Origin of the sequence: Streptomyces rubradiris (genome assembly GCF_016860525.1) — a bacterium.
GTDB lineage: Bacteria > Actinomycetota > Actinomycetes > Streptomycetales > Streptomycetaceae > Streptomyces > Streptomyces rubradiris.
On the sequence record NZ_BNEA01000015.1, the window covers coordinates 393,372 to 405,697 of the forward strand.

The window sequence follows — 12,326 nt, forward strand, 5'->3', positions numbered from 1 at the left end:
GGCACGGAGCACACCCGCCGCACCGAGGAGGACCCGTGTCGCTGTACCGCCGGATCGGGGAGGAGGTCGCGCGGCGCGCCGACGCGTTGTGGTCGGTCGCATCAACACTGCACGCGGATCCGGAGACCGCGTTCGCCGAGCACCGGGCCGCGGCGCTGCTCTCGGGGGAGCTGGAGGGCGCGGGGTTCGAGGTGCGGCGCGAGGTGGCGGGGCTGCCGACGGCGTTCACGGCCCGCTCGGGCCGGGGGCGGCCGGTGGTGGCGTTCCCGCTGGAGTACGACGCGCTGCCCGGGCTCGGCCACGCCTGCGGGCACAATCTGATCGCGGCGGCCGGTCTCGGGGCGGCGCTGGTCCTGGACGCCGTGCGGGACGGCGGGGAGGGCACGGTCCTCGCGGTGGGCACGCCGGCCGAGGAGGGCGGCGGTGGCAAGGCGCTGGAGGTGGAGGCGGGCGTCTTCGACGGGGTGGACGCGGCCCTGATGTTCCACCCGGGGGTGTACGACTGGGTGCGGGCCCCGCTGACCGCGCAGGAGCAGTACCGGGTCGCCTTCCGGGGCCGGGCCGCGCACCCGACGGGCAATCCGACCGAGGGCATCGACGCGCTGGCGGCGCTGATCGAGCTGTTCAACGTGGTGTCCTCGCTGGGCCGGCGGCTGCCGCAGGGCTCCCACGCGCAGGGCATCATCACCCACGGCGGCACGGCGACGAACATCGTCCCGGAGTACGCGGAGGGGCGGTTCGGGCTGCGGGCGCTGACGACGGCCGCCCTGGACGAGCTGGCCGGGCAGCTGCGCACGGCCGCCGAGGGGGTGGCCCGGGCGACCGGCACGACGGTGACCGTGGAGCGGGCGGGCGTGCGCTACGAGCACTTCCGGGACAGCTCCGCGCTGTCGGAGCGGTTCGCCGGGCATCTGGACCGGGCCGGGATCGCCCTCACCGCGCCCGCTCCCGGCGTCTATCTGGGCTCCTCCGACATCGGCAACGTCAGCGGCCGGGTACCCGCCATCCATCCCTTCGTCGCGATCATGGGCGCCGGGGGTTCGGACCACACCCCGGAGTTCGCCGAGGCCGCGGCCTCGCAGCGGGCGCGCCGGGTGCTCCTCGCCGTGGTGGAGGCGCTGGCCTGCACGGCGGCGGACGTACTGGGCGACGCGGGCCTGCGCGGCCTGGCCTGGGCGGAGCTGCGCCAGGCCGGGGGTTGAGGCCTGGCGCGTCCCGCGGGCGGTGCCGTACGGGTCCTACGGGAAGGACGTCACCTTGGAGGGGATGGTGTCGGTGCCCGAGGTGGGGGCGCCGGTGTTGTTGACGACGTGGGCGTACTGGCCCTTGCCGCCGAGGGAGATCACCAGCAGGTCGTGCATCTTGACGCCCGGGGTGACGGGCACCTGGAAGCCGTGGGTCTGGACGATCGACGGGTCGGCCGTGAAGTTGCAGTAGCTGCCCAGGCCCCAGGCCTCGTGGGCGGTGACGGTGTCGGCGACCTTGTAGGCCGCGTAGCCGACGATGCCGTCATGGGTGACGGCGGCGGCGTTCGGGACGTCGTACGCCTTCTCGTTCTGGAAGAAGATCGTCCGGCCGCGCTCCCCGCTCCAGTGGACGTCGTACTTGTTGAAGTGCTCCACGAACAGGCCGGTGGCCAGGACGTCGTCGCCGTTGACACGCAGTCCGTAGTCGGCGCGGTTGGTGTCCCAGCCGACGCCGCTGCCGTGGTCGGCGCGCCAGATCCAGGTGTGGTCGATGACGACGTCATCACTGTCCACCACGACGGAGTTGGTGGCGAGTCCGGGTCCGGCGCCGCCGATGCGGATGAACACGTCCTGCATGGTGGTGGGGTTCGCGGAGTGGTCGGCGGTCGCGCCGGGGGTGCCGATGCGCAGCAGGGTGTCGGAGTTGACCGGGCCCGCGTCGATGAGGAATCCGGCGAGCCGTACGCCGTCGACGTCGGCGACGTGCATGGCGTCGATGCCGTTGTCCGGGATCAGGGTGGCCAGGCCCAGGCCGAGGACGACGGTGTCGGGGCGGGTGACGTCGAGGGTCTGGTCGAGGTGGTAGACGCCCGGGGTGAACAGGAGGTTGAGGCCCTGGGCGAGGGCCGCGTTGATGGTGGCGGCGGTGGCGCCGGGCTTGACCACGTAGAACCGGTCGAGCGGGAGCGAGGTGCCGGCGTTCGCGGGCCAGGAGACGCCCCGGGCGTTCGTGCGCTTGGCCGGGACGAACACCTTGTAGGCGGAACCGTCCAGGTAGAGGAAGGGCTTCTCGCGGGAGACGGGGGTGGTGTCCAGGGTGGTGTACGGGCCGTTGTCGAAGTTGGTGGCGGGGGCGCCCTGGACGCCGGAGAAGGTCATGTTCCACACGCCGTTGGTCCAGCCGCCGACGGAGCTGTCCCGGGTGTACCACTGCTGCTGGGAGTAGGGGCCCACGGTGCCGTCGATCCTGGAGTCGGCGATGTAGCCGCCGGAGGCCCAGCCGTAGCCGTTGGGCGCGAGGTTGAGGCCGCCCTTGACGTGGATGCGGCGGAAGGGCGCGGCCTGGGCGACCGCCCAGCGGTCGGTGCCGTTGGACGGGGTGATCGCGAGGTTCTCCGCCGAACGCCAGAAGTTCTGCGTGGCGTTGCCGTTGAACCAGCCGGCGTCGACGGTGACATCGCCGTTGATCTGGGTGTCGTCGGGGTTCAGTCCGAGGCCGGAGATCGAGGTGTAGAAGCCGAGTTGAGCGTTGATGCCGTTGTAGGTGCCGGGCTTGAGCAGGAACTGGTAGCGGCCGGTGCCGAACTGGGCGGACTCCTGCCGGGCGAAGACGTCGTCGAACTTCTGCTGGAGGTTCGGGGTGGAGGGGTCGACGACGATGACGTTCGGGCCGAGGTCGCCGCCGCCCTGGACCGGCGGCAGACCGCTGGTTCCGGTGTGCACGGCCACCTCCCACAGGGAGTAGCCGTAGCCGGTGCCGCGCGCGGTGCCGTGGATCCGTACGTACCGGCCGGAGCCGCTGACGTCGTAGGACGCGGTGCCGCCGGTCGCGCCGGTGACGGACTTGAGGGTGTTCCAGTTCTGCCCGTCGGCGGAGGCCTGGATCTGGAAGTCCTTGGCGTAGGCGGCCTCCCAGTTCAGGTCGACCTTGCAGATGTCCTTGACGGCGCCGAGGTCGACCTGGAGCCACTGCGGGTCGGCGGCCCGGCTGGACCAGCGGGTGGTGGTGTCGCCGTCGAAGGCGGCGGAGGCGGGGGTGCCGGCGTTCTCGGTCGAGGAGGCGGTGGCGGGCCTGCCCTTGGCCGCGTTGCCGCTGTCGCAGCCCGCCTGGCCGGTGTCCGTGCCGCCGAACACCCGGAACTCCCACAGGGAGTAGCCGTACGGGGTGGCCCGGTGCACGCCGAGCATCCGGACGTAGCGGCCCCGGCCGGAGACGTCGAGGGTGTCGGCGCCTCCGTCGGAGCCGGTGACGGACTTCAGGTCGGTCCAGGTCGTGCCGTCCCCGGAGATCTGGACCTTGTAGTCCTTGCCATAGGCGGCCTCCCAGTCGAGTTCCACCCGGCTGACCGAGGCGGTGACGCCCAGGTCGACCTGGAGCCACTGGTCGTCGCCGGCGGCCGAGGACCACCGGGTGCCGGTGTCCCCGTCGACGGCCTTGCCGGCCGCGGTGCCGGCGTTCTCCACGGACGACGCGGTGGCCGTCTTCCCCTGGGACAGGGGGATCTCGGCCGCGTCGGCCGAGGGGTGGGCGGCGGGCAGGGCGGTCAGCGCGGCCGTTGCGGCCAGCGCGACACCCAGGGGTCTCCATCTCATACGGCGGCTCCAGACGTGGCGGGGCCGACTCGTCGGCCCCACGGCTTAGTTCAGGTTTTGATTTAAGGGATGAACCAAGCCGACCACAAGCCTTCGGACGCCACCTCCTTCGTAGGGCGGGACCCTGGACCGCCGTGCGTCAGGCCCGGGACGGGGTGAAGGACAGGGTCTGTTCGGCGGCCGTGCGGCCGTCGCCCAGGGAGCCCGCGGGGGCCGTCCAGGTGCGCAACGGAGTGGTCTCGGCGAGCCGGCCGGGGGTCGCGGACAGGCCGAGGACGAGCCCGCTGTAGCGGTTGACCAGGCGGTGGATGCCGGGCGCTGAGGAATTCGCGATCAGGAACCACTGCTGTCCGACGGCCGGTCCACCGGCCGGGGCGGCGGTCACCGTGGGCCGCGCTCCCCAGGCCCGGCCCGCCGTGCGTGCGGAGTCCACGCCCAGCAAGCGGCCGGTCGCCGCGTTGGCGACGGTGAAGGCGCCGTCTCCCGTCGGGGTGAAGGACCACGACTCGCGGGCGGAGCCGGTGGGCAGGGCGAGGGAGGTGACGGCCGAGCCGCCGGACTCCTGGGCGAGGACACGGCCGGTACCGGCGGCGATGCGGTAGCGGCGGCCGGTGTCCACCGGCGGGGCGGCCGGCGTGGCGGAGTCCACGGTGACGTCGGCGTACTCGCCCGAGGAGCCGTGGGAGCAGCCGAAGGAGCAGTAGGCGCGGAAGGTCCGGCCGAGCACGGCGGAGCCGGTGCGGCTCACGGGATCCAGGAACCAGCGGTACCAGGAGGCGGTGGTGTAGTCGCCGGTGTCGCCGATGAGCTGCCACTTCTGGGTGGCCAGGTCGTCGGTGGCGTACAACTGCTGGGGTGCGCCGCCGCTCTGGTCGACGGCCTGCGGGGTGCCGATGTACCGGCCGAGGTGGGCGTCGTAGGCGATGTTCATCACGAACAGCGGTGAGGTCGGGGGCATCTTCCCGGCCGCGATCTGCTCGGCGGCGGTGCCGGTGGAGGGCCGGGTCGTACTCGGACCCGACGGGGGTGTGGCCGGTGGGGTGCCCGGCGTCGACGGGGACGATGTTGCTCTCCCGGCCGCCGGTGCCGGGCTGGGACCAGGCGCCGTCGTACCACTTGCGCCAGGAGCCGGGGGCCATCTTCGCGGCGATCGGGGCGCGGGCCACGTGTGCGTAGAAGGCCTTCCAGCCGCCGCTCTTGTCGACGATCCGCGAGCCGTAATAGACGTAGAAGTAGCCGGAGGCGGTGTCGACGAAGAGGCGCTGGTCGCCGTCGCCGTAGGAGTACGTCTCGTGCGGGAAGGCCGTGGTGTCCCCGCGCCTGGTGCTGTACGGCGAGGTGAGCACGTGGTCCTTGATGGTCCAGGTGCGACCCCGGTCTGTGGAGACGGCGTAGTCGATGGCGTCGTAGTGCAGTCCGTCGCCGAAGGGGCGCGGGGTGAACTCGTTGTGCACCAGGCCGTACCAGTCGCCGGTGTCGGGGTCGATCCAGATCCCGGACAGGTCGCAGTAGTTCTTCTGCGCGTATCCGGAGCCGGCCGGCGCGTACGTCGCCTCCCGCCCGGTGGGGCTGTTGTTGCAGCGCCAGGTGGTGTCGTCGTTGCGGTCGGCGGGGTTGGCCGGGTCGGCGGCCTCGCTGAGGGTCCGGTCGAAGGCGGCGGTGTCGAAGTCCTTGCCGGTGTAGAAGTCCCAGACCCGGGGGTCGTCGGCGCCGTACAGCGCGGCGGACTGCTGGTAGTGGAAGGTGCCGTCGCGGTCGGTGAACGCGGTGGCGGGGGTGTCGGTGGGATGCGGGAACGGTACCGGGGTGCCCACGGTCACGGTGTAGCGGGTGTCGGCGGGGGACGCGGTGCCGCTGCCCAGGACCAGGGCGACGGCTGCGGCCACGGCGCCGCCCGCTCGGATCGACAGTCGCACGGTAGCTCCTAGTTGCCTCAGGGGCCGGTCGCACGGAACGATCCGGCTCCGGCCGCGCCGCGGCAATGGACTCCCGTCCCACGGCTCTTGCACTTTCGCGCGCCGGCGGCACGGTTCACGTACCGTTCGGGGCCGCCGTCCGGGCCGGGGCGGGCGTGCTGTGCGGCCGGTGTGCGCGTACCCTGCCGCCGGACGGGCGCCCGCTCTCCCCCGGCCGTGCGCTGTGCGCTCCTGGCCCATGTCGGACTGCCGCGCGAGCCGCTTTCGAGGCGCGGCCCGGCGGGCCCGTGCTCCGGAACGCCCCTCGTGCGAAGGGTGATCGCACCGGTGGAACGGGTACGTCCCGGCCATGCGGGTGAGTGTGGTGGACGCGGGGTCGAACACGGTGCGGCTGGTGATCGCGGACGTCGAGGGGGGCGTGCCGCTGCCGGTGCACACGGTCAAGTGGAAGTTACGCCTGTCCGAACACCTGGGCCCGGACGGCACGATCGCGGACGAGGCGGTGCGGCGGCTGGTCGAGGCGGTGGGCGCGGCGAGCGCCACGGCCCGCAGATGGCAGGCGGCGGGCCCGCTGGCCTTCGCGACCACGGTGGTCCGCACCGCCCCGAACCGCCACGAGGTGCTGCACCGGGTGGCGTCCGGGACCGGGGTGCGCATGTGCACGCCGCCCGGGGAGACGGAGGCCGAACTGACCTTCCTGGCGGCCCGCCGCTGGCTGGGCTGGAAGGCGGGCCCGCTGGCGCTGCTCGACATCGGTGGCGGCTCACTGGAGGTGGCCTTCGGGCGGGGCCGGATGCCCGGCTTCGTGGCGTCCCTGCCGCTCGGCGCGGGCCGGCTGACCAGGGAGTACCTGACCCTCCAGGACCCGCCCGGGCCGAAGGAGCTGAAGGAGCTGCGCCGCCGGGTCCGCCATGAGCTGCGGGACGTGGCCGCGCGGATCCGCTGGGAGCGGCCGCGTACCGTCGCCGTCACCTCCCGTACGTTCCAGCAGCTGGCCCGGCTGTGCGGGGCGCCGCCGGGGCGTCACGGCCCGTTTGTGGAGCGGGAGTTGACCTGCCGTGACCTGCGCGAGGCGGTGCGCGCGCTGGCCGCGCTGCCCGCCGCCGAGCGGGCCGGGCTGCCGGGGATCTCCGCGCCGCGCGCCGAGCAGAGCCTCGCGGGGGCGGTGGTGGGGCACACCGCGCTGAAGCTGATGGGCGTGTCCCGGGCGGTGGTCTGCCCCTGGGCGATCCGCGAGGGTGTGCTGCTGAGGTACGCCGAGGACGGCGCCGACTGGTGGACGGACGTCACCTCCACCGCCGGCACCGTCACTCCCGCCGCCGGCGCTGTCCCCACCACCGTCGGCGCCGTCACCCCCGCCGCCGGCGCCGGCGCGCCGCCCGCGACGGCGGTGCTGCGCGTCGCGGGTCCGTCGGCCTGACCGGCCGGGAAGCGGGAGGCCGCGGTCAGGAGACGTGCCTCAGGCGGGGCAGGCAGCCGAACCAGTTCACCGTGTCCTTGTCGGTGGTGTAGCCCATGCACCGGATGCTTCTGTCGTGCAGGGTGCCGGTCCGCTCCACGCCCCCGTCCACGTAGTCGTTCTTCTGGTGGGGCTGTACGAGGGTGTCGAACTCGACGGTGTACCAGGGGTGGTCCTGGTCCGGCACGCTGCAGTGGCGGGCGGTCACGTTACGGCTGGGCCCCTCACTCCATATGGGGCGTTCGGCGCGGTCGCAGTGGGCGCGGCCGGCGGCCTCGGCGGTGCCGGCGCCGGTGCCGAGCAGGGCGGTGGCGCCCGTGGCCACCGCCGCGCCGGCGCCGAGCAGGCGCTTGAGAGCGGAGTTCATCGTGTGGTCCTCCCACCGGCCGCGGTGACGGCCGGAATCGCTGTGTCACCTTGCTGTGATCGTCACACCGCCCCGCGGGTCCGGCCCGTCGGCCGGGGGCCCGCTCCCCCGACCCGGTGATCCGGGTCCCGCCAATGCAGCAGGCGGCGGCCCGGGAGGGCGCTCCGCCGCCCGGCACCCACCCCGGTATTGACATGTACCTGCGTCTACCCCGAGGCTTCGTGCGTGAAGTTGCTCGATTGACGCTTGTTTCAAGCGCTTCCGAGCAGCTCCAGTTCAGGACAGTCAATCCGCGAAGGTGCGAGGGGAGCTGTTCCGCCGTGCGAAGACTCCGACATCGTGTGCCATGGCCGGCCTGGGTTCCGCTGGGGCTGGCGACCGCCCTGGCCGCGACCGTGCTGTCCGGCCCGGCACCCGCCGAGGCCGCCCCCGCCGCCGCCGGCGCCGTACTGGACCCCGCCCACGCCGAAGTCGGCTGGCGCAGCCCGGTCTACGCCAAAGGCACCGGCACCGGCCCCGAGAAGTGCCCCACCGGGGCCGCCGACCCCGACGGCACGGTCTGCCACCGCTTCGACCTCACCGTGTCGGTGCCGGACGGCTACTGGAACGACAACCCCGAGGGCGGCGTCCCGCTGTCCATCAGCTGGGAGCGCCCCTCGGACGACTTCGACCTGTACGTCTACGACGACCACGGCAAGCAGGTGGCCTCCAGCGCGGGCACCGCCGACCCCGAGGCCACGGTGATCCCGCGCGCGTCGGGGACGTACCACGTGCTCGTGGTGCCGTACGACGTGCACGACAACTCCTTCACCGGCACCGCCTACCTGCCCGCGACCACGGACGCGGGCGACCTCACCTCCTTCTCCGGCCGCGACGGCAGCTACACCATCGGCGCCGGCCGGCTGACGGCGCGCGCCGACTTCCTGAAGGGCGGTCGGCTACGGCTCCAGGCCGACCCATCCGGCGCGCTCAGCGATCCGGCCGGCACCGCCATCGTGCGTCGGCGGCCCGCGCTCCAGCGCGGCACCTCGTCCTTCGACGCGGGCGACTACTACGGCATCCGCTCCCCTCAGGCCGTGCTGCGCGTCTACAAGAAGCCGCTGCGGTTCGGGCTGTACCGGCCCGACAACCGCACCCGGATCTGGCAGGAGGACAAGCCGCTGCGCTGGTCGACCGGCGGCATGCGGCAGAGCCTCGCGCGTGGCGCGGACGAGCAGTTCTTCGGCGGCGGCGAGCAGAACGGCAGCTTCTCGCACCGCGACCGGACGATGCACGTGGCCAACAGCTTCGACTGGAACGAGGGCGGCTACAACAACTCCCAGCCGTTCTACCTCTCCAGCGCGGGCTACGGCGTCTTCCGCAACACCTTCGCGCCGGGCGTGTACACCTTCGGCTCGCCGGTGACGACCGGTCAGCAGGAACGCCGGTTCGACGCCTACTACTTCCTCGGCGACGCCAAGCAAGTCATCGGAAAGTACACGGCGTTGGTGGGCCGCCCCTTCATGCCGCCGGTGTACGGCCTGGAACCGGGCGACTCCGACTGCTACCTGCACAACGCCAACCGGGGCGAGCGGCACACCCTGGACGCGCTGAAGATCGCCGACGGCTACACCGAGCACCGGATGCCGCTCGGCTGGATGCTGGTCAACGACGGGTACGGCTGCGGGTACGAGGACCTGGAGCAGACCGCCAAGGGCCTCCAGGACCACCACGCCCAGCTCGGCCTGTGGACCGAGAACGGCATCGACAAGCTCGCCGACCAGGTGAAGGCGGGCCAGCGGGTGGCCAAGCTGGACGTGGCCTGGGTCGGCAACGGCTACAAGTTCGCGCTGGACGCCTGTGACGCCGCCAAGAAGGGCATCGAGGACAACAGCGACGCCCGCGGTTTCGTCTGGCTGCCCGTGTCCTGGGCGGGCGCCCAGCGCTGCGGGGTGCTGTGGAGCGGCGACCAGAAGCTGTCCTGGGACTACATCCGCTGGCAGATCCCCACGTACGCCGGCGCGACGATGTCCGGCATCGCCTACAACACCGGTGACGTCGGCAGCATCTACCGCCACGACGCCGAGATGTACACCCGCGACCTGCAGTGGAAGGCGTTCCTGCCGGCCATCATGACGATGGACGGCTGGGCGACCGACCTCACCACCGGCAAGCCCGCCGACCAGCAGCCCTGGCGGGACGGCGAGCCGTACACCTCGGTCAACCGCACCTACCTCCAGCTCAAGGAGCGGCTGCTGCCGTACATGTACACGCTGTCCGCCGAGGCGGCGAAGACCGGCGTGGGGGCGGTGCGCCCGCTGTGGCTGGAGTACCCCGACGATCCGGCCACCCTGGGCGAGCGCGCGAAGTACGAGTTCCTGTCCGGCCCGGACTTCCTGGTCGCGCCGGTCTACGAGGACTCCGACACCCGCGACGGCATCTATCTGCCGAAGGGCACCTGGACCGACTACTGGACCGGGCGCACCTACCGGGGGCCGACCACGCTCGACGGCTACCACGCCCCGCTGGACACCCTGCCGCTGTTCGTGCGCGAGGGTGCGATCGTCCCCATGTGGCCCCAGGGGACGACCAGTTGGCAGACCCGCGACCGGCACGAGCTGGACTGGGACCTGTACCCGGCCGCGCACGGCACCAGCCACTACACGCTGTACGAGGACGACGGCGTGACCCGGGACTTCGTCCGGGGCGCCGCGGCCACGCAGAAGGTGTCGGTGCGCGCCGACGGCCGGGGCACGACCGTGAGCGTCGGCGCGAGCCGGGGCGGCTACGCGGGCAAGGTGGACGCCCGGTCGTACCGGTTCACGGTGCACGGCGACGCCACCGCGCCCGCTCGGGTCCTGCTGGACGGCCGCCCGCTCCCGCGCTCCGCCTGGTCCCACGACCCCGCCACCCGGGTCACGACCGTCACCACGGCCCGTCTGCCGCTCGACCGCGGCTTCTCCCTGCGCCTGGAGGAGACACGCTGACGCGCCCGGCCGACGGGGGATGACACACCCGCGGCAGCCCCTGGAGGGCGGGGCCCCGCTCCGGCGCCCCGCCCTCCGGGACATTCCCGGCATACGGTCCGACCTGCGCGACTGGTGCGAACGGCGGGACGGTCGTAGCGTCGGGGGCACGCGTTCGGACCAAGCACGACGGGCGGGAGCGGCGATGCGCGGATCAGTGGTGGGAACGACGGTCACCCTGGCGGCGGGGGCCCTGCTGACAGCGGCCATGACGACGGCCTCGGCCAGTCCGCCGGACTCGGCGGCGCCGCACCGCTCCCGGGCGGACCGGCCCGTCCTGGTCGACTGCCTGTGGCAGCGCACCGTACGCCCCATCGACTTCATCCTGGCCTGCGGCGACGGGAACAGCCGCCTCGCCGGGCTGCGCTGGTCCGAGTGGAGCCCGGGCGAGGCGACCGCCGTGGGCGTGAACGTCGTCAACGACTGCGAGCCGTACTGCGCGGCCGGCACGTTCCGCACCTACCCGGTGACCGTCCGGCTCGACGGCGCGAAGCCCTGGAAGGACCACCCGGGCGAGCGGCGCTACACGCGGATCAGCCTCACCTACCCGGGCGACCGCCCGGAGGGCTACCGGCAGGTCATGACCTACCCCCTGTGGGACTGACCGCCCGCCCGAGGGCGGCGGCCCGGGCCGCCGCGGCCGGATGCCGCGCGGTGTGCCTCGTACGGCGCGCCCGGGTGGTCCGCGCGGGCGAACCCGCGGCCCCGGCTCCCGCGGGCGGCGGTCCGTCCACCGTCATGTTGGTGTGGCCCCGCACGCCGGCGCCCCGCGCGCCGACCGAAAAGAGGTCACATGCCCCGACGCCCCCGCCTGACCGGTGCCGCCACGGCCGCGCTCGCACTCGGTCTGGTCGCCGCCGCGCCCGCCACCGAGACCGAGCCGCCCGTCGGCGACGCGCGTGTCGTCGCCCGCTTCGACCCGGCCGCCGGGCAGCGGCCCGAGAACATCGCGCTGGAACCCGACGGCTCCGCCGACCTCACCTTCGCCTTCGCCCGTACGGTCGTCCGGGTGACCCCCGACGGGGCCCGCACCACCCTCGCCGAGCTGCCCGCGGTCGCCGACCCGCACACCCCGCTCGTGGGCGGCGCCGCCGTCACCGGGATCGTCCGCGCCCACGACGGCACCCTGTACGTCAACTACGCCACCGGCACCCGGGCGACCGGCGTCTGGCGGATCTCCCCCGGCACCGCCCCGGTGCAGATCGCCGCGCTGCCGCCCGACGGGTTCCCCAACGGCCTGGCCCTCGACGGGCGCCGGGGCGTGCTCTACGCCGCCGACTCGGTGCGCGGCACGGTCTGGCGCGTCCCCGCGGCGGGCGGCCCGGCCACCGCCTGGGCCCGCCGGACGGAGCTGCGGCCCTCCCGCGCCGGGAGCTTCGGTGCCAACGGCATCAAGGTCCACCGCGGTTCCGTGTGGGTGTCGAACACCGACCGGGGGACGCTGCTGCGCATCCCCGTGGGCGAGGACGGCTCCGCCGGGGCACCGGAGACCCGGGCGCGCGGGCTCGGCGGCATCGACGACTTCGCCTTCCCCGGCGCCGGCCGCACCGTCCTGGCCGCGCTGAACGGCAGCGGCCAGGTGGCACTCGTCCGGCGCGACGGCGGCCACAGCGTGGTCCTCACCGAGGCGGACGGGCTGGCCGGCCCGACCGCCGTCGCCGTACGCGGCCGTACGGTCTACGTGCCCGGCGCCGCCTACCGAACCGAGCGCGACCCCAACCTGCTGCTGGCCCGGCTGCGGTACCACTTCGGCCGCCTGTAGCCGGGCCGGGCCGGACGCCCGTCACGGCCGGGGCGGCC

Annotated in this window: 7 protein-coding genes and 1 pseudogene; 5 read left to right on the top strand and 3 right to left on the bottom strand. The window is 73.5% G+C overall.

The genetic code is table 11. From position 1 onward, the window contains the following. Window positions 1–35 precede the first annotated feature (35 nt). Entirely contained in the window at window positions 36–1,202 is a 1,167-nt protein-coding gene (locus Srubr_RS15215) for an amidohydrolase (protein WP_189988759.1), read from the top strand. A 36-nt stretch (window positions 1,203–1,238) separates the two neighbouring features. Here the strand turns inward: Srubr_RS15215 and Srubr_RS15220 are convergent, their stop codons facing one another. Together Srubr_RS15220 and Srubr_RS40745 are read right to left on the bottom strand one after the other, a co-directional pair. Further along, window positions 1,239–3,779, bottom strand: a complete 2,541-nt coding sequence (locus tag Srubr_RS15220; protein ID WP_189988761.1) for a discoidin domain-containing protein — start codon at window positions 3,777–3,779, stop codon at window positions 1,239–1,241. Window positions 3,780–3,918: 139 nt separating this feature from the next. After that, window positions 3,919–4,737, bottom strand: coding sequence for an RICIN domain-containing protein (locus Srubr_RS40745; RefSeq protein ID WP_230426661.1), 819 nt, complete (start codon window positions 4,735–4,737; stop codon window positions 3,919–3,921). Between the two features lie 1,307 nt (window positions 4,738–6,044). Here Srubr_RS40745 and Srubr_RS15230 point away from each other — a divergent pair. Next, on the top strand, window positions 6,045–7,115 hold the full coding sequence (locus Srubr_RS15230; protein WP_189988763.1) for a Ppx/GppA family phosphatase: 1,071 nt from the start codon (window positions 6,045–6,047) through the stop codon (window positions 7,113–7,115). Window positions 7,116–7,140: 25 nt separating this feature from the next. Here Srubr_RS15230 and Srubr_RS15235 read toward each other — a convergent pair whose 3' ends face one another. Continuing rightward, on the bottom strand, window positions 7,141–7,521 hold the full coding sequence (locus Srubr_RS15235) for a hypothetical protein (RefSeq protein ID WP_189988765.1): 381 nt from the start codon (window positions 7,519–7,521) through the stop codon (window positions 7,141–7,143). A 791-nt stretch (window positions 7,522–8,312) separates the two neighbouring features. Between Srubr_RS15235 and Srubr_RS15240 the strand changes: the two are divergent. From Srubr_RS15240 to Srubr_RS15250, 3 genes and pseudogenes are all read left to right on the top strand, one after another. Beyond that, window positions 8,313–10,481: pseudogene (locus tag Srubr_RS15240) on the top strand (glycoside hydrolase family 31 protein); the annotation flags it as partial. A gap of 190 nt (window positions 10,482–10,671) precedes the next feature. Continuing rightward, window positions 10,672–11,130: a hypothetical protein gene (locus tag Srubr_RS15245; protein WP_189988767.1), complete on the top strand. Its 459-nt coding sequence runs from the start codon at window positions 10,672–10,674 to the stop codon at window positions 11,128–11,130. Between the two features lie 189 nt (window positions 11,131–11,319). Further along, window positions 11,320–12,288, top strand: coding sequence for a hypothetical protein (locus tag Srubr_RS15250; protein ID WP_189988769.1), 969 nt, complete (start codon window positions 11,320–11,322; stop codon window positions 12,286–12,288). The last annotated feature ends 38 nt before the right edge of the window (window positions 12,289–12,326 follow it).